General features: G+C 73.4%; 15 protein-coding genes. 9 read left to right on the forward strand and 6 right to left on the reverse strand.

The genetic code is table 11. From position 1 onward, the window contains the following. Nucleotides 1-306: 306 nt before the first annotated feature. The 8 genes from rapZ to ACVMYR_RS17995 all read left to right on the forward strand — a co-directional run bounded on the left by rapZ (nucleotide 307) and on the right by ACVMYR_RS17995 (nucleotide 7,416). Nucleotides 307-1,209 (forward strand): RNase adapter RapZ, encoded by a 903-nt coding sequence (gene rapZ, locus ACVMYR_RS17960; protein ID WP_396788086.1) that lies wholly within the window; start codon nucleotides 307-309, stop codon nucleotides 1,207-1,209. Then, the gene (locus tag ACVMYR_RS17965; protein WP_228986977.1) at nucleotides 1,206-2,234 is read left to right on the forward strand and encodes a gluconeogenesis factor YvcK family protein; all 1,029 of its coding nucleotides are present in this window, start codon (nucleotides 1,206-1,208) and stop codon (nucleotides 2,232-2,234) included. Before rapZ ends, ACVMYR_RS17965 begins: the two co-directional genes overlap by 4 nt. 54 nt (nucleotides 2,235-2,288) lie before the next feature. Further along, a complete protein-coding gene (whiA, locus tag ACVMYR_RS17970) occupies nucleotides 2,289-3,269 on the forward strand; it encodes a DNA-binding protein WhiA (protein ID WP_043967505.1) in 981 nt (326 codons plus the stop codon). A 315-nt stretch (nucleotides 3,270-3,584) separates the two neighbouring features. Beyond that, entirely contained in the window at nucleotides 3,585-4,589 is a 1,005-nt protein-coding gene (gene gap, locus ACVMYR_RS17975) for a type I glyceraldehyde-3-phosphate dehydrogenase (protein WP_043967506.1), read from the forward strand. Beyond that, the gene (locus ACVMYR_RS17980; RefSeq protein ID WP_077939158.1) at nucleotides 4,586-5,785 is read left to right on the forward strand and encodes a phosphoglycerate kinase; all 1,200 of its coding nucleotides are present in this window, start codon (nucleotides 4,586-4,588) and stop codon (nucleotides 5,783-5,785) included. Before gap ends, ACVMYR_RS17980 begins: the two co-directional genes overlap by 4 nt. After that, nucleotides 5,785-6,576 carry a triose-phosphate isomerase gene (gene tpiA, locus ACVMYR_RS17985; RefSeq protein ID WP_077939159.1) on the forward strand — a complete coding sequence of 264 codons (792 nt, stop codon included), beginning with the start codon at nucleotides 5,785-5,787 and terminating at the stop codon, nucleotides 6,574-6,576. Before ACVMYR_RS17980 ends, tpiA begins: the two co-directional genes overlap by 1 nt. Before the next feature lie 95 nt (nucleotides 6,577-6,671). Continuing rightward, nucleotides 6,672-6,938 carry a preprotein translocase subunit SecG gene (secG, locus tag ACVMYR_RS17990; RefSeq protein ID WP_043967510.1) on the forward strand — a complete coding sequence of 89 codons (267 nt, stop codon included), beginning with the start codon at nucleotides 6,672-6,674 and terminating at the stop codon, nucleotides 6,936-6,938. A 133-nt stretch (nucleotides 6,939-7,071) separates the two neighbouring features. After that, nucleotides 7,072-7,416 (forward strand): RNA polymerase-binding protein RbpA, encoded by a 345-nt coding sequence (locus ACVMYR_RS17995; protein ID WP_077939160.1) that lies wholly within the window; start codon nucleotides 7,072-7,074, stop codon nucleotides 7,414-7,416. Nucleotides 7,417-7,515: 99 nt separating this feature from the next. On the opposite strand, the gene pgl is transcribed toward ACVMYR_RS17995, so the two are convergent. The 6 genes from pgl to tkt all read right to left on the reverse strand — a co-directional run bounded on the left by pgl (nucleotide 7,516) and on the right by tkt (nucleotide 16,216). Next, entirely contained in the window at nucleotides 7,516-8,286 is a 771-nt protein-coding gene (gene pgl / locus ACVMYR_RS18000; protein ID WP_457122268.1) for a 6-phosphogluconolactonase, read from the reverse strand. A gap of 122 nt (nucleotides 8,287-8,408) precedes the next feature. Continuing rightward, the gene (locus ACVMYR_RS18005; protein WP_077939162.1) at nucleotides 8,409-9,425 is read right to left on the reverse strand and encodes a glucose-6-phosphate dehydrogenase assembly protein OpcA; all 1,017 of its coding nucleotides are present in this window, start codon (nucleotides 9,423-9,425) and stop codon (nucleotides 8,409-8,411) included. A gap of 31 nt (nucleotides 9,426-9,456) precedes the next feature. After that, nucleotides 9,457-10,971, reverse strand: coding sequence for a glucose-6-phosphate dehydrogenase (gene zwf, locus ACVMYR_RS18010; protein ID WP_077939163.1), 1,515 nt, complete (start codon nucleotides 10,969-10,971; stop codon nucleotides 9,457-9,459). 124 nt (nucleotides 10,972-11,095) lie between these two features. Then, a complete protein-coding gene (locus ACVMYR_RS18015; protein WP_457122269.1) occupies nucleotides 11,096-12,736 on the reverse strand; it encodes a glucose-6-phosphate isomerase in 1,641 nt (546 codons plus the stop codon). Nucleotides 12,737-12,857: 121 nt separating this feature from the next. Beyond that, nucleotides 12,858-14,060, reverse strand: coding sequence for a transaldolase (gene tal, locus ACVMYR_RS18020; protein ID WP_431898127.1), 1,203 nt, complete (start codon nucleotides 14,058-14,060; stop codon nucleotides 12,858-12,860). Between the two features lie 17 nt (nucleotides 14,061-14,077). Beyond that, on the reverse strand, nucleotides 14,078-16,216 hold the full coding sequence (tkt, locus tag ACVMYR_RS18025; RefSeq protein ID WP_363629761.1) for a transketolase: 2,139 nt from the start codon (nucleotides 16,214-16,216) through the stop codon (nucleotides 14,078-14,080). Between the two features lie 264 nt (nucleotides 16,217-16,480). On the opposite strand from tkt, the gene ACVMYR_RS18030 reads away from it, so the two are divergent. After that, nucleotides 16,481-17,440 carry a heme o synthase gene (locus tag ACVMYR_RS18030; RefSeq protein WP_043967523.1) on the forward strand — a complete coding sequence of 320 codons (960 nt, stop codon included), beginning with the start codon at nucleotides 16,481-16,483 and terminating at the stop codon, nucleotides 17,438-17,440. Nucleotides 17,441-17,588: the final 148 nt, after the last annotated feature.

Here is a 17,588-nt window from a genome sequence, read left to right on the forward strand (position 1 = left end):
GGGCGGATCGGGGGCCGCAAGTGCAAGATCGCGGGGCAGGTCGGCGGGGCAGGCGGGTGGCGGGAGGTGGCGGGAGCGCGGAGCGGCGGGGGAACGGCGGGAGGGGGTGAGGGGTGGCGCGGCGGGGACGGGTGGCGGGGTGGTTGCCGGATCCTGGGGGCCGGGCGGGATAGAGTTCTAGGTCGGCCACCGCGGTCAGGTCGGCCGTGCGTCATCCGTGGGGAGTGGGCAGTGAACGAGGCGCGGACGCCCGAGGTTCCGGCCGGCGACGGCCCGACAGCGGCGGCGGGGGCGGCCACGGAATCGCTGCCGGTGGCCGCGGAGGCGGCGACCCGGGCGGCGACGGAGTCGGAGACCACCCTGGTGGTGGTGACCGGCGTGTCCGGCGGCGGGCGCAGCACGGTGGCACGGGCCCTGGAGAACGTCGGCTACTACGTCGTCGACAACCTGCCGCAGGCGCTCATGCTCGACATGGCCGAGCTGGCCGTCAAGGCCGGCGGCGCGGCCCGGCGTACGGCGATGGTGCTGGACGTGCGCTCCCGCGCCTTCTCCACGGACCTGGCCGGGGCGATCCGGGAGCTGAAGGACCGGGGCTTCTCCCCCCGGGTGGTCTTCGTCGACGCCGACGACGAGGTGCTGATCCGCCGGTTCGAGAGCGTCCGGCGCTCGCACCCGTTGCAGGGCGACGGGCGGCTGGCCGACGGCATCGCCGTGGAGCGGGGCCTGCTGGAGGAGGCCCGCGACCAGGCCGACGTGATCATCGACACCAGCCACCTGAACGTCAACCAGCTGCGCCGCCGGATCGAGGAGCTGTTCGGCGGCGAGGACGCCCGCCGGCTGCGGATCACCGTGCTCTCCTTCGGCTTCAAGTACGGCCTCCCGCCGGACGCCGATTTCGTCCTCGACGCCCGGTTCCTGCCGAACCCGTACTGGGTGCCCGAGCTGCGGGAGCACACCGGTCGGGAGGAGGCGGTCAGCGCGTACGTGCTGGGTCAGGAGGGCGCGGACGCCTTCGTCGGGACGTACGCGGACCTGGTCAACGCCACCACCGTCGGGTTCGAGCGGGAGGGCAAGCGGTACCTGACCGTGGCGGTCGGCTGCACCGGCGGCAAGCACCGCAGCGTGGCCATCGCCGAGGAGCTGGCTGCCCGGCTGCGTCACGCCGGGCTGGCGGCCAACGCGCAACATCGCGACCTGGGACGGGAATGACGCCGCCGGCGGAGCCCCCGGGCGGGGGTGGCGGGCGGGACGACGGGCGGCGTACCCGGGTGGTCGCCTTCGGCGGCGGGCACGGCCTGTCGGTGTCCCTGCGGGCGCTGCGCCGGTGCGTGCCCGAGCTGGACCTGGACATCACCGCCGTGGTCACCGTCGGCGACGACGGCGGCTCCAGCGGCCGGCTGCGCGCCCGCCGGGGCGGCCTGCCCCCGGGCGACCTGCGTCAGGCGCTGGTGGCCCTCGCCGGGGACCATCCGGCCACCCGGCGCACCGCCGGGCTGTTCCAGCACCGCTTCGCCGACACGCCCGGCGACCCGGTCGGCACCGACGACGGGCTGGCCGGGCACGCCGTGGGCAACCTGGTGCTCTGCGGGCTGATCGAGCTGCTCGGCGACCCGGTGGCCGCCCTGGAGCACGCCGGGGCGATGCTCGGTGCGGTGGGCCGGGTGCTGCCGATGTCCCGCCAGCCGGTCGGCATCGAGGCGCGGGTGCGCGGGGCCGACCCGGCGTACCCGGACGAGGTGCGCACGGTGCGCGGCCAGCACCAGGTCGCTGTCACCGGGGGGCGGGTGGAGTCGCTGCGGCTGACCCCGACGACCCCGGCGGCCTGCGCGGAGGCGGTGGCGGCGACGGCCGAGGCGGACTGGTTGATCTTCGGGCCCGGCAGCTGGTACACGAGCGTGCTGCCGCACCTGCTGGTGCCGGGGCTGGCCGCCGCGATCGTGGCGAGCCCGGCCCGCCGGCTGGTCACCCTCAACCTCGCGGCGGAGAAGGAGACCCTCGGGCTCTCCCTCGCCGACCACCTGGCCACCCTGCGGCACTATCTGCCCGAGCTGGCGGTGGACCTGGTGCTGGCGGACTCCAAGGCGGTGGGCGATCCCGCGCCGGTCGAGCGTGCGGCAGAATCGCTGGGTGCCCGGCTGGTCCTCGCCCCGGTCGCCGTCACCGACGGCGAACCCCGTCACGATCCGGCCGCCCTGGGTGCCGCCCTGGTGCCTGTCCTGGGCGCCGATCGTTAAGCACGTACGTAATCTCCGGCGACACGCCGGAACCGGTCCGTGAGGGGGCGCACAATGGCGATGACGGCTGCGGTCAAGGACGAGCTGAGCCGGGTCGACGTGCCCAAGCCCTGCTGCCGGCGGGCGGAGATGGCGGCGCTGCTGCGCTTCGCCGGCGGGCTGCACATCGTCTCCGGCCGGGTGGTGGTCGAGGCCGAGCTGGACACGGGGGCGGTGGCCCGGCGGCTGCGCCGGGAGATCGCGGAGGTGTACGGCTACTCCAGCGAGATCCACGTGCTCGCCTCCGGCGGGCTGCGCAAGGGCAGCCACTTCATCGTCCGGGTGGTGAAGGACGGCGAGGCGCTGGCCCGGCAGACCGGGCTGCTGGACGTGCGGGGCCGTCCGGTGCGCGGCCTGCCGCCGCACGTGGTGGCCGCGAACGTCTGCTGCGCGGTCTCCGCGTGGCGGGGGGCGTTCATGGCGCACGGCTCGCTGACCGAGCCGGGGCGCTCCAGTGCGTTGGAGATCACCTGCCCGGGCCCGGAGTCGGCGCTGGCGCTGGTCGGCGCGGCCCGGCGGATCGGCATCACCGCGAAGAACCGCGAGGTGCGCGGGGTCGACCGGGTGGTGGTCAAAGACGGTGACGCCATCGCGGCGCTGCTCACCCGCATAGGAGCACACTCCAGCGTGCTGGCCTGGGAGGAGCGCCGGGTGCGCCGCGAGGTGCGGGCCACCGCCAACCGGCTGGCCAACTTCGACGACGCCAACCTGCGCCGCTCGGCGCGGGCGGCCGTGGCCGCCGCCGCCCGGGTGACGCGGGCGCTGGAGATCCTCGCCGACGACGCGCCCAACCATCTCACCTCCGCCGGCCGGCTGCGCCTGGAGCACCGGCAGGCGTCCCTGGAGGAGCTGGGCGCGCTCGCCGACCCGCCGCTGACCAAGGACGCCATCGCCGGGCGGATCCGCCGGCTGCTGGCCCTGGCCGACAAGCGGGCCCGTGACCTGGGCATCCCGGATACGGAAGCGGCCGTCACGCCCGACATGCTCGTGGTCTGATAGGACGGTGGCGGTGGGCGGGCGGCGGGCCCGTCCCGCCGCGCGTCAACCGGAGCGCGCGCCGGCCCCGGGAGCGCGCAGCGGATCACCACCCGGCGCACCGCGCCGCCACGCGCTCGGATAGGGTCGTTGCGTACGGCAAGGGGGCCGGCACCGGCACTCTCGCCGTGCACACCGCCTCCGGCGGTCAGGTTCTCTCGGGCCGCGGCGGGGTGGCCGACACGAACTGTCAACGGCCGACTCCAACGGTCGGCGCACACCACTTCGCCGGTCCGATTCCACGCCGGCGGATCAGAACGCGAGGAGATGGGACCTGTGACCATCCGGGTTGGCATCAACGGCTTCGGCCGCATCGGCCGTAACTTCTTCCGGGCCGTGCTGGCGTCCGGCGCGGACATCGAGGTCGTGGCCGTCAACGACCTGACCGACAACGCGACGCTCGCCCACCTGCTCAAGTACGACAGCATCCTGGGTCGCCTCCCGCACGAGGTCAAGGCGACGGCCGACGAGATCACCGTCGGTGGCAAGACCATCAAGGCGTTCGCCGAGCGCGACCCGGCCAAGCTGGCGTGGGGCGAGGTCGGGGCCGACGTGGTCATCGAGTCGACCGGCTTCTTCACCGACGGCACCAAGGCGAAGGCGCACGTCGACGGCGGGGCCAAGAAGGTCATCATCTCCGCCCCGGCGAAGAACGAGGACGTCACGGTCGTCATGGGCGTCAACCACGACCAGTACGACCCGGCCAAGCACACGATCATCTCGAACGCCTCCTGCACCACCAACTGCCTCGCCCCGATGGCGAAGGTGCTGCACGACACGTTCGGCATCACCAAGGGTCTGATGACCACCATCCACGCGTACACCCAGGACCAGAACCTCCAGGACGCGCCGCACAAGGACCTGCGTCGCGCCCGGGCCGCCGCGCTGAACATCGTCCCGACCTCCACGGGCGCCGCGAAGGCCATCGGCCTGGTGCTGCCGGAGCTGAAGGGCAAGCTGGACGGGTACGCGCTGCGGGTGCCGATCCCCACCGGCTCGGCCACCGACCTCACCGTCGAGGTGGGCCGGGAGACCTCGGTCGACGAGGTCAACGCCGCGCTGAAGGCCGCCGCCGAGGGCCCGCTCAAGGGCGTCCTGGTCTACAACGAGGACCCGATCGTCTCCGCCGACATCGTCACCGACCCGGCGTCGTGCATCTTCGACGCGCCGCTGACCAAGGTCATCGGCAACCAGGTCAAGGTCGTCGGCTGGTACGACAACGAGTGGGGCTACTCGAACCGCCTGGTGGACCTGGTCAAGCTGGTGGGTCAGTCGCTGTGACCATCCGCAACCTCGACGACCTGCTCGCCGAGGGGGTGTCGGGTCGGCGCGTGCTCGTGCGCGCCGACCTGAACGTCCCGCTCGACAAGCAGACCGGCGCGATCACCGACGACGGCCGCATCCGCGCGGTGCTGCCGACGTTGACCGCCCTGACCGGGGCGGGCGCGAAGGTCGTGGTCTTCTCGCACCTGGGCCGCCCGAAGGGCGCGCCCGACCCGCAGTTCAGCCTGCGTCCGGTCGCGGCCCGCCTCGGCGAGCTGCTCGGCGCGCAGGTGCGGTTCGCCGAGGACACCGTCGGCGAGTCCGCCCGGTCCACGGTCGACGCGCTCGCCGACGGCGAGGTCGCCCTGCTGGAGAACCTGCGCTTCAACAAGGGCGAGACCAGCAAGGACGAGGCGGAGCGCGGCGCGTTCGCCGACCAGCTCGCCGCGCTCGGCGAGGCGTACGTCGACGACGCGTTCGGCGCGGTGCACCGCAAGCACGCCAGCGTCTTCGACGTGCCGGCCCGGCTGCCGCACGTCGCGGGCCGCTTGGTGCTGCGCGAGGTGGAGGTGCTGGCCAAGCTGACCGGCGAGCCGGAGCGCCCGTACGTGGTGGTGCTCGGCGGCTCGAAGGTCTCCGACAAGCTCGCGGTGATCGAGGCGCTGCTGCCGAAGGTCGACCGGCTGCTCATCGGCGGCGGGATGTGCTTCACGTTCCTCAAGGCCCAGGGCCACGAGGTGGGCACGTCGCTGCTGGAGGAGGAGATGGTCGAGACCTGCCGCAACCTCCTGGAGCGCGCCGACGGCAAGATCCTGCTCCCGGTCGACGTGGTGGCGGCGGACGCCTTCGCCCCCGACGCGGCGCACGACACGGTCCGCGCGGACGCCATCCCGAGTCACCGGCTCGGGCTGGACATCGGCCCGGAGACGGTGGCCGGCTTCGCCGCCGCCCTCGCCGACGCGAAGACGATCTTCTGGAACGGCCCGATGGGCGTGTTCGAGATGGCGGCGTTCGCGAACGGCACCCGGGGCGTCGCCGAGGCGATCACCAAGGCCGACGCGTTCAGCGTGGTCGGCGGCGGCGACAGCGCGGCGGCGGTCCGCGCGCTGGGGCTCGACGAGTCGTCGTTCGGGCACATCTCCACCGGCGGCGGCGCGTCGCTGGAATACCTGGAGGGCAAGACCCTCCCCGGCATCGCGGCGCTGGAGGACTGATGGCGGCGATCACCCGCCGGCCGCTGATGGCCGGCAACTGGAAGATGAACCTCAACCACTTCGAGGCCAACCTGCTGGTGCAGAAGCTGGCCGCGAGCCTCACCGCGCAGCAGCTCACCGACGTCGAGTGCGTCGTGCTGCCGCCCTTCACCGACCTGCGCACCGTGCAGACCGCGATCGAGGGCGACAAGCTGCTCATCGGCTACGGCGGGCAGGACCTGTCGCCGTACCCGTCGGGGGCGTACACCGGGGACATCTCCGGGGCGATGCTGGCGAAGCTCGGCTGCACGTACGTGGTGGTCGGCCACTCCGAGCGGCGGCAGTACCACCACGAGGACGACGCGCTGGTCAACGACAAGGTGACCGCCGCGCTGTCCCACGGGCTCACCCCGATCCTGTGCATCGGTGAGGGCCTGGAGGTGCGCGAGCAGCTGCGGCACGTGCCGCACTGCTGCGACCAGCTCGACGGCGCGCTGCGGGGGCTCACCCCGGAGCAGGTCACCAAGGTCGTCGTTGCGTACGAGCCGGTCTGGGCGATCGGGACGGGCAAGACCGCCACCCCGGAGGACGCCCAGGAGGTGTGCGGGGAGGTGCGCAAGCGCCTCGTCGAGACCTACGACCAGGCGACCGCCGACCAGGTGCGCATCCTCTACGGCGGCTCGGTGAAGTCCTCGAACGTGGCCTCGATCATGGCCCAGCCGGACGTGGACGGGGCCCTGGTGGGCGGCGCGAGCCTCGACGGCGAGGAATTCGCGAAGATCTGCCGGTTCCCGGAGCACATCAGCCGCTGAAGGCTCGCTATCCTTGACTCCGCCCGTCCACCGGCCGGTGCCGCAGTGCCCGACCTGTCCGGGCGAGGATCGCTACGAGAGGACTGACCCCAGCCATGCCGATCTGGTTCGCATACACGTTGATCGTGTTGCTGACGATCACGAGCATCATGCTCACCATGCTGATCCTGCTGCACCGCGGCAAGGGCGGCGGTATGTCGAGCATGTTCGGCGGCGGGGTCAGCTCCAGCCTTGCCGGCTCGTCCGTGGCCGAGAAGAACCTCGACCGCTACACGGTCCTGGTGGGCATCGTCTGGTTCGCCTGCATCGTCGGGCTGGGGCTCTGGTTGCGCCTCCAGGTCGGCAGCGGCAGCGGGGCCTGAGAGCGAGCCCGCCGAGTCGTACAATCTGCGCGCGGTCCGTCACCGACGGACCGCGCGCAGTTGTTTGTGTGCTGCACCGCGTCGCCGCCGCCCGCCCGCGCGGTGGTCCCCTCCGACGACAGGAGCGAGCAGCGTGACGAGTGGCAACGTCATCCGGGGCACCCGGGTCGGTTCGGGGCCGGAGCGTTTCGGCGAGCGGCACGTGCCCGCCCCGCGCCGGCCGGTCAGCTACTGGTGCCGCAACGACCACCGGGTCGACGTGCCCATCGCGGCCGACGCGGCGCCGCCGACGCTGTGGGACTGCCCGCGCTGCGGGCTCCCCGCCGGTCAGGATCCGGCGGACCCGCCGGGTCGGGCCCGCCCCGAGCCCTACAAGACCCACCTGGCGTACGTGAAGGAGCGGCGCACCCCCGAGCAGGGGGAGGCGCTGCTGGCGGAGGCCCTGGCCGCCCTGCGCCGCCGCAGGGGCGGCTCCTGAGCGGGGCCCCGCCGCGCCCGGCCGGTTGCCGGGCCGGGAGCGTTAAGAAGGGCCCCCTGCTATGCGGAAAGCGTTAACAGGGGGCCCTTCCTTACCGCCTCAGCGGAGGCTGCGCAGGCGCGGCGGCACCTCGGCCGCCGCCGCCCGGTCCAGCAGCCACAGGGTGCGGCTGACGCCCTGCACCCCGGCCGCCGGGAGCTGCACCGGGCCGGCCCCGGCCAGCGCCATGCCCACCGCGCGGGCCTTGTCCGCGCCACTGGCGACCAGCCAGACCTCCTCGGCCGTGTTGATCGTCGGCAGGGTCAGCGTGGTGCGCACCGGCGGCGGCTTGGGGCTGCCCCGCACGGCGCTCACCGGCCGCGTGTCGTGGTGCACCGGGTGCTCGGGGAAGACCGAGGCGACGTGCCCGTCCTCGCCCACCCCGAGCATCAGCACGTCGAAGTGGGGGAGCGCGGCGTGCCCCGGGCGGGCCGCGCGGGCCAGCTCGGCGGCGTACCCGGCGGCCCCGGCCTCCGGGTCGTCGCCGGTCGGGCCGTCCGAGGCGGGCATCGGGTGCACCCGGGCCGGGTCCAGCGGCAGCGCGTCCAGCAGCGCCGCGCGGGCCTGCGTCTCGTTGCGCTCCGGGTCGCCGGCGGGCAGGAACCGCTCGTCGCCCCACCAGACGTCGACGCGGGACCAGTCGATCGCGTCCCGGGCCGGCAGCGCGGCCACCGCGCGGTAGACGGCCGCGGCGATCCGCCCGCCGGTCAGCACCATCGACGCCTGGTCCCGGTCCGCCTGCGCGTCGAGCAGCCTCACCACCAGCCGGGCCGCCACCGCCTGCGCCAGCAGGTCGGCATCGGCGTGCACGGCGACACTCGCCTCACTCATCTATGTGCCTTCGCCTCCCGACCGCCCTCGCGGTCCGTCGTGCCCTCGGGCCGCACGGCCCTTTGTCGTGTCGGCGACGGCGTGGCCCGGGCCGACCGCCGTGGTCGACCCGGGCCACCCCGTCACTCGTTGGTGCTCGTGCCGGCGTGGGCGGTGACGCCCGCCTCGGCCCGCTTCGCCGTCGCCGGGTCCTTCCAGACGTGCACCCGCTGGGCGGGTCGCTGCTGCAACCCCCGGAGGCCGGCCATCGCCCCCAGCGCCTCGGCGTAGACCTGGTCGGCGTCGAGCCGGCGCAGCTCCTCGGCCAGCTCGTCGCCGAGCGGCCGGCGGGTCAGCGGCAGCTGCCGGTCGTCCTGCCCGGTGCGCCGGAAGGTCGCCACGCTGTCGTCCCGGGTGAGGGTCAGCTCGTCGCCGTTGGCGCACCTGAGCTGCACCTCGCGCATCCTGGGTGCCTCCGGCGCGGGCTCCCAGCGCGGGGCGATGCCGAGCCGGCTGTTCAGCCAGCCGCACATCAGCGCCGCCGTCGGGTCGGTCGGCGGGGCCACCACCCGGGCCTCGGTCACCCGCTCCTCGGTGGTGTCGAACGCCCCCGCGACCAGGGTGCGCCACGGGGTGATCCGGGTCCACGCCAGGTCCGTGTCGCCCGGCGCGTAGTCGCGGGCCCGCTGGCGCAGCGCCGCGATCGGGTCGTCGGCCTGCGCCGAGTCGGTGATCCGCCGGTCGGCGACCACGCCGAGGAAGTCCGTCGCGATCTCGGCCGGCGGCTCGCCGTGCCACCACGTCACCACGGGCACGTCCGGCACCAGCAGCGGCATCACCACCGACTCGGCGTGCAGCGCCAGCCGGCCGTACATCCGGGTGACCACGGCCTCGCACGGGCCGAGCCGCCCGCCGACGACGATCTCCGCGTCGAGGCGGTTGCGGTCCCGCTCGACGTCGGAGCGCACCACCACGAGCAGCCGGCACGGGTGGGCGGCGGCGGCGATGGTCGCCGCCGCCTCCGCCTCGCGGACCCGCTTCTCGTCGACCACCACGATCAGGGTGAGCGCCATGCCGCTGGCCACCCCGCCCGCGCTGCGCCGCTCGGCGGCGAGCGCCTTGACCACCTCGTTGCCGGTGGTGTCCCACAGCCCGATCAATGGAGCCTCCTGGTTCGCTCGCTGTGCTCGCTCACGCTCTGCGCCACGCCCGGCCCTCGCGGGCCAGCATCTCGTCGGCGGCGCGCGGACCCCACTCACCGGACCGGTACGGCTCCGGCTTCGTGCCCTCCCAGGCGTGCTCCAGCGGGTCCACCACCGCCCAGCTCTGCTCGACCTCGGCGGCGTCCGGGAAGAGGGTACGGTCGCCGATCAGCACGTCCAGCACCAGCCGCTCGTACGCCTCGGGGCTGGACTCGGTGAACGCCTCGCCGTACTGGAAGTCCATCGCGATGTCGCGGACCTCCATCGTGGTGCCCGGCACCTTGGAGCCGAACTTGAGCACCACGCCCTCGTCGGGCTGTACCCGGATGACGAGCTGGTTGGGGCCGAGGGACTCCATGTCGGCCGGGTTGAACGGCAGGTGGGGGGCCTTCTTGAACATGATGGCGACCTCGGTGACCCGCCGGGGCAGCCGCTTGCCGGCCCGGATGTAGAACGGCACCCCGGCCCAGCGTCGGTTCTGGATGCCCAGCTCCACGGCCACGTACGTCTCGGTGGTCGAGTCGGCCGGCACGCCGTCCTCGTCGAGGTAGCCGACGGCCCGCTGGCCGCCCACCCAGCCGGGCAGGTACTGGCCGCGCACGGTGCCCCGCGAGACGTCCTTCGGCAGGGTGATCGCCTTGAGCACCTTCAGCTTCTCGGCGCGGATCTCGTCGGCGTCGAAGCTGGTCGGCTCCTCCATCGCCACCAGCGCGAGAAGCTGGAGCAGGTGGTTCTGGAGCACGTCGCGGGCCGTGCCGACCGAGTCGTAGAAGCCGGCCCGACTGCCGATGCCGACGTCCTCGGCCATCGTGATCTGCACCGAGTCGACGTACTTGGAGTTCCACAGCGGCTCGAACAGGCTGTTGGCGAACCGCAGGGCCAGGATGTTCTGGACGGTCTCCTTGCCCAGGTAGTGGTCGATCCGGAAGACGTCCTGCCGGGTGAAGACGTCGTCGACGAGGTCGTTGAGCTCCTTGGCCGACGGCAGGTCGTGCCCGAACGGCTTCTCCACCACCACCCGACGCCAGCCGCCGCACTTCTCGTTGTCGGCCATCCCGGTGCGGGCGAGCTGCTTGAGCACCACGGGGAACGCCGCCGGGGGGATCGAGAAGTAGAACGCCGCGTTGCCGTGGATGCCGTGGCTGTCGCGCAGGTTGTTCAGGGTCTGGGCGAGCTTGTCGAAGGCGGCGTCGTCGTCGAACGAGCCGCCGACGAACTTGATGTTGCCGGCCAGCCGGCCCCAGACCTCCTCCCGCCACGGTGTCCGGGCGTGTTCCTTCGCCGCGTCGTGGGCCAGCGACTCGAAGTCGCCGTCGCACCAGTCGCGCCGGGCGAAGCCCAGCACCACGAAGCCGGGCGGCAGCAGCCCCCGGTTCGCCAGGTCGTAGACCGCCGGCAGCAGCTTCTTCCGCGCCAGGTCACCGGTCACGCCGAAGATCACCAGAGCGCAGGGCTCCGGGATCCGCGGCAGCCGCCGGTCCTGTGGGTCGCGCAGCGGGTTCACCGGATCACCTCCGGACCCACCAGGGTCACCTCGGTCCGCGACTGCGGGGCTCGCAAGACCGGCCCACTCCTCGCACGCACGGTGCCTCCTAGCTCCGCTGATTCCACATCGTCCATCGTCACGCTCACAGTTGCCGGGCCGCGTCGAGCAGCTGGGCCACCCCCGCCGACCGGTCGGTCAGGTGCAGCCGCAGCACCGGGCGGCCCCGGCGGGCCAGGGCCCGCCGATCGCCGGCGGCCTGGGCTTCCTGGAGCCTCCCGAGGGAGTACGGTTTTCCGGGCACCGGCAGATCATCCCCGACCGTACCGGTCAACTGAAGGAAACTCCCTACCTGTGGACCACCCTTGTGGTACTGGCCGGTGGCGTGCAGGTAGCGCGGCCCCCAACCGAACGTCACCGGCCGGGCGGTCAGCCCGGCGAGCAACGCTCGCAGCCCGGCGACGTCGGCGTCGCCGATCCGGTCCAGGTACGCCAGGACCGCAAGATATCCGCCGGCGTCGATTCCGTCGACGAGCTGGCGCAGCGCGCCGGCCAGGTCGGCCGGGCCGCCCGCCGGGGCGTAGACCTCGATCGCGCCCTCGGTCGCCGACGGTGGCCCGGCCGGCGCGGCCGAGGCGAGGAACCGGTCGGCCTGCTCCCCGCCCTCGGCGGCCGGCTGGTCGAACGGGTTCACCCCGAGCGTCACCCCGGCGATCGCCGTGGCGTACTCCCAGGTCAGGAACTGGGCACCCAGCGGGCCGTTGACCGCCACGTCGGGCGCGCGGCCTGCGCCGGGCACCGCGCCGGGGGCCAGCGACCCGCCGTAGCTGACGGTGAGCACGTCGGGCCCCGCGCCGCCGGGTGCGGTGGGGGACTCCAGCACCACCGGCAGGAGGCCGAGCCCCGCCTTGCCGGTCGACTCGGCGAGGAGCTGCTCGATCCAGTCGCCGAGCCCGTCGAGCCCCGTGCCGTCGGGCACGAGGGCCACCTTGTCCCGCCCGCCGGTGGCCGCCGCGCCGAGGGCGGCGCCGAGCGCCAGCCCGGGGTTGTCGGCGTCGCGGCCCAGCGAGGCGGCGAGCGCCTCGGCCTGCTCCAGCAGCTCGTCGACGGCCACGCCGGCCAGCGCCGCCGGCACCAGCCCGAACGCGGTCAGCGCCGCGTACCGGCCGCCCACCCGAGGGTCCGCGGGCACGGTGACCGCGCCCAGCTCGGCGGCCACCGCCTCCAGCGGGGAACCGGGGTCGGTGACCACCACGAAGTGCCGGCCGGCCTCCGCCGCGGTCAGCCCGGAATCCAGGAACGCCTGCCGGTAGACCCGCCAGTGGCTGTCGGTCTCCACGGTGCGGCCGGACTTGCCGGCCAGCACCACCACCGTGCGGTCGAGGCGGTCGGTCAGCGCCCGGCGGACTTGGCCCGCGTCGGTGGTGTCGAGCACGGTCAGCGGCCGGCCCAGGGCCCGGGTGACCACCTCGGCGGCCAGCGAGGAGCCGCCCATCCCGGCGACCACCACGTGGTCGAGGTCGCCCAGCTCGGCGGTCAGCTCGGCGAGCTGGGGCAGCAGCTCGACGCTGCGCCGGTGGGTGTCCAGCCAGCCGAGCCGGGTCCGCGCCGTCGCCTCGGCCGCCGGCCCCCACAGCGTGGGGTCCTGCGCCGCCAGCCGCGCCGGCACGCCCCCGGTGACGAGGGCCTGCCGGACGGACGCGGGCGCGGACCGGTCGACCGGGTCCGCACCGTGCACGACCAGCCCGGCGGACGCGTCCGCCGGGCCGGTCAGCGCGTCGCTCACGTCGCCACCCCGGCCCACCACGGGCACGCCGGGGGAGGGCCGCCGGGGCGACCCGGAGGGGACGGGTCGACGGCGCGGGACGCCCCGGGGTAGTGCCCCGGGGCGTCGCCACGACCGTCGGTCACGCGTTGCCCCCCACCTTCTGTGCCTTGTCCGCGTTGCCCTGGGCGGCCTGGCCGGGCCGCCCGGTGCCCTGGCCCGCCGCGGCGAGCGACTTGCGCACCCCGTCGAGCAGCTCCTGCCAGCTCGCCTCGAACTTCTCCACGCCCTCGCGCTCCAGGACGGCGATCACGTCGGACATGTCGACGCCGACCGACTCCAGGTCGGTGAAGACCTGGCGGGCCGCCTCGTACGCCCCGGTGACGGTGTCCCCGCGCGTCTCGCCGTGGTCGGCGTACGCGTGGATCACCGACTCCGGCATCGTGTTGACCGTGCCGGGGGCGATCAGCTCCTCGACGTAGATGACGTCCCGGTAGTCCGGGTTCTTCGTCGAGGTGGACGCCCACAGCGGGCGCTGCGGGTGCGCCCCGGCGTCGGCGAGGGCCCGCCACCGGTCGGAGGAGAACACCTCGCTGTAGCGCTCGTAGGCGAGCTGGGCGTTGGCCACGGCGGCCCGGCCCTTCAGTCCCAGCGCGCGTTCTTTGCCTGCGGGGTCGGAAGCCTCACCGGCCATCCGATCCAATCGCTTGTCGACCTCGCTGTCGACGCGGGAGACGAAGAACGACGCCACCGAGCCGATCTTCGACAGGTCGTGGCCGTTGGCCTTCGCCTGCTCCAGGCCGGCGAGGAACGCCTCCATGACCTGCGAGTAGCGGTCCAGGCCGAAGATCAGCGTGACGTTGACGCTGATCCCCTCGGCCAGGGTCGCGGTGATCGCCGGCAGGCCCGCCTCGGTGGCCGGGATCTTGATGAAGAGGTTGGGCCGGTCGACCAGCCACCACAGGGCCTTGGCCTCGGCGACCGTCTTCTCCGTCTCGTGCGCCAGCCGCGGGTCCACCTCGATGGAGACCCGGCCGTCGACGCCCTGGCTGCCGTCGTACGACGGGCGCATCACGTCGCACGCCCACCGCACGTCGTACGTGGTGAGCATGCGCACCGCCTCCTCCACCTCCACCCCACGGGTGGCGAGGTCGCGCAGCTGCCCGTCGTAGGTGTCGGCGTCGGCGAGCGCCTTCGCGAAGATCGTCGGGTTGGTGGTGACCCCGGCCACGTGCTGCTCCCGGCGGAGCTGGTCCAGCCCGCCGGAGCTCAGCCGTACGCGGGAGAGGTCGTCGAGCCAGACCGCCACCCCGGCGGCGGTGAGTTCGCTGAGCCTGTCCGTCATGTCGTCCTCGCTCCCCTTCAGTTGCCGGTCGTGAAACCGGTGATGTCGCCCACCCGGGTGAGCGCCGCGTGCGCGGCGGCCACGATCCGGTCGGGGGTGAAGCCGAACTGCTCGAAGAGCACGGTGTGCGGGGCGCTCGCGCCGTAGTGCTCGATGCTGACGCTCTCGCCGGAGTCGCCGACGATGCCGCGCCAGGACATCGCGATGCCCGCCTCCACGCTCACCCGGGCCTTTACCCCGCGCGGCAGGACCGACTCGCGGTACGCCTCGTCCTGCTCGTAGAACCACTCCTGGCACGGCATCGACACCACCCGGGTGGGGGTGCCGTCGGCCTCCAGCCGCTCCCGGGCGGTGAGGCAGAGCTGCACCTCCGAGCCGGTGCCGATGATGATCACCTGCGGCTTGCCGTTGGACGCCTCGGCCAGCACGTAGCCGCCCTTGGCGACGCCCTCGGCGCCGGCCAGGGTCGACCGGTCCAGCGTCGGCAGGGCCTGCCGGCTCAGCGCCAGCGCGGTCGGCCGGTCGGTGTGCTCCAGGGCCTGCCGCCACGCCCACGCGGTCTCGTTGGCGTCGGCCGGGCGGACCACGTCCAGGCCGGGGATGGCGCGCAGCGCGGTCAGGTGCTCCACCGGCTGGTGGGTCGGGCCGTCCTCGCCGAGGCCGATCGAGTCGTGCGTCCAGACGTAGACCACCGGCAGCTTCATCAGCGCGGCGAGCCGCACCGACGGGCGCATGTAGTCGCTGAACACCAGGAACGTGCCGCCGTACGGGCGGGTCCCGCCGTGCAGGGCGATGCCGTTGAGGATCGCGCCCATCGCGTGCTCGCGGATGCCGAAGTGCAGCGTACGGCCGTACTCGTGGCCCGGGAAGTCCTTGGTGGCGTGCACCGCCGGGACGAACGACGGCTCGCCCTTCATGGTGGTGTTGTTGCTCTCGGCCAGGTCGGCCGAGCCGCCCCACAGCTCCGGCAGCACCGGGGCGAGGGCCTCCAGCACCTTGCCGGACGCGGCCCGGGTGGCCACGCCCTTGGCGTCGGCCGGGAACGTCGGCAGCGCCTCGGTCCAGCCCTCCGGCAGCACCCGCTGCGACATCCGGTCCCACAGCGCCTTGCGCTCCGGGTTGGCCTTGGCCCAGCCCTCGTACGTCCGCTCCCACTCCTGCTGCGCCGCCGCGCCGCGCTCCAGGACCCGGCGGGCCTGCCCGAGGACGTCCTCGTCGACCTGGAAGCTCTGCGCCGGGTCGAAGCCGAGCAGCTCCTTGGTGGCGGCCACCTCGCTCGCGCCGAGCGCCGAGCCGTGGATCTTGCCGGTGTTCTTCTTGTTCGGCGCGGGCCAGCCGATGATGGTGCGCAGCGCGATGAAGGAGGGCCGGCCGGTCTCGGCCTTCGCCGCCAGCAGCGCCCGGTGCAGCGCCTCGACGTCCTCGTGGTAGTCGCCCTGGTCGGCGTCGCCGGCCCGCCAGTCGACGGTCTGCACGTGCCAGCCGTACGCCTCGTAGCGGGCCGCGACGTCCTCGCTCTTGGCGATGCGGGTGTCGTCCTCGATCGAGATCTCGTTGTCGTCGTAGATCACGCAGAGGTTGCCCAGCTGCTGGTGCCCCGCGAGGGCGCTGGCCTCGTGGGTGATGCCCTCCTCGATGTCGCCGTCGGAGGCGATGCACCACACGTCGTGGTCGAAGACCGACGCGCCCGGCTCGGTCTCCGGGTCGAACAGGCCGCGCTCGCGGCGGGCGGCCATGGCCATGCCGACCGCGTTGCCCAGGCCCTGGCCGAGCGGGCCGGTGGTGGTCTCCACGCCCGGGGTGTGCCCGTGCTCGGGGTGGCCCGGGGTGAGCGAGCCCCACTGCCGCAGCGACTTGAGGTCGTCCAGGGCCAGCGGGTAGCCGGCGAGGAAGAGCTGGATGTAGAGGGTGAGGCTGGAGTGGCCGGCGGAGAGCACGAACCGGTCCCGGCCCGGCCAGTTCGGGTCGGCCGGGTTGTGCCGCATCACGCGGTTGAACAGCAGGTAGGCCGCGGGCGCGAGGCTCATCGCGGTGCCCGGGTGACCGTTGCCGGACTTCTCCACGGCGTCCATGGCCAGCACGCGGACGAGGTCCACGGCCCGGCGGTCGAGGTCGGACCAGTTGAGTGCGGGTTGCTCAGGTCGGTTGGCAGCCACGATGTGTCGTACTCCTCGGCAGTTGGGCGGAACCCTCTCGGATGACCCTATCGAGCGGGGGTAAACCCCCGCCCCGGGATCTGTGCATGCTCTTCTTTACGCGGTTGGGCGTTTCCGCCGTTCAACCGGGGGTGTGACGGTCCGCACCGTGGTCGGGTCGCGCGGGCAGCGAAAACGACGACGCGTAGTGTGTGGGGACGGTGTGTGGGCCCCGACGGGTCCGACCGACCCGACTCCCCCTGCCGACGCCGGAAGGTGGCATCCGTGAGCATGATCACCGAGCGCCCCGTCAGCAACTCTGCCGGGCAACCGCCGGTGCGCACGGTGACCGGCGCCCCGGTGGCGCCCCGGCGGGACGTCCGGGCGGTGGTCTCGGCGTACGTCTCGCTGACCAAGCCGCGGATCGTCGAGCTGTTGCTGGTGACCACCGTCCCGGCGATGATGCTCGCCGAGGGCGGGCTGCCGTCGCTGTGGCTGATGGCGGTGGTCCTGGTGGGCGGCTCGCTCGCCGCCGGTGCGGCCAGCGTGCTCAACTGCTACATCGACCGGGACATCGACCAGCTCATGCGGCGCACCAAGCGGCGTCCGCTGCCGACGCACACGGTGTCCCCGCGCAACGCGCTGGTCTTCGGCCTGGTGCTCGCGGTGGTCTCGGTGACGCTGATGGCGGTGTTCACCAACCTGCTGGCCGCGGGGCTCACCCTGGCCGCGATCGCCTACTACGACCTGGTCTACACGCTGTGGTTGAAGCGGACCACGCCGCAGAACACCTTCTGGGGCGGCGCGTGCGGGGCCGCGCCGGTGCTGATCGGCTGGGCGGCGGTGACCGGCTCGCTGGCCCCGGCGGCGTGGGCGCTGTTCGCGGTGGTCTTCTTCTGGCAGATGCCGCACTTCTACCCGCTCGCGATGAAATACAAGGCGGACTACGCCCGCGCCGGCATCCCGATGCTGCCGGTGGTGGCCTCGGCCCGCCGGGTCAACGCCGAGATCATCGGCTTCGCCTGGCTGACGCTGCTCTCCTCGCTGGCCGTCTGGCCGCTCGGGATGAGCGCGATCTACGGCGTGACCGCGCTGCTGTCGGGCGGGGTCTTCGTGTACGAGGCGCACCGGCTGTGCCGCCAGGTGGCCCGGGGCGGCGCGGTCCGCCCGATGCGGCTGTTCCACTGGTCGTACGTCTACCTCACCATCCTGTTCGCGGCCGTCGCCGTCGACGCGCTGGTCTGATCCATCGATCCTGGGCGACATTCCCGACTTGCGTCGGGCGCGCGCGAGTTGTGACGATCGTGTAACTTCGACCGGCCGCTTTGGTGCCCTGAGTCCTCATATAACCGGGCAAAATACCTGTGGGTTTGCTTAAACGCAGGGGTAATTG

The sequence above is a fragment of the Micromonospora sp. PTRAS2 genome, from assembly GCF_054052245.1.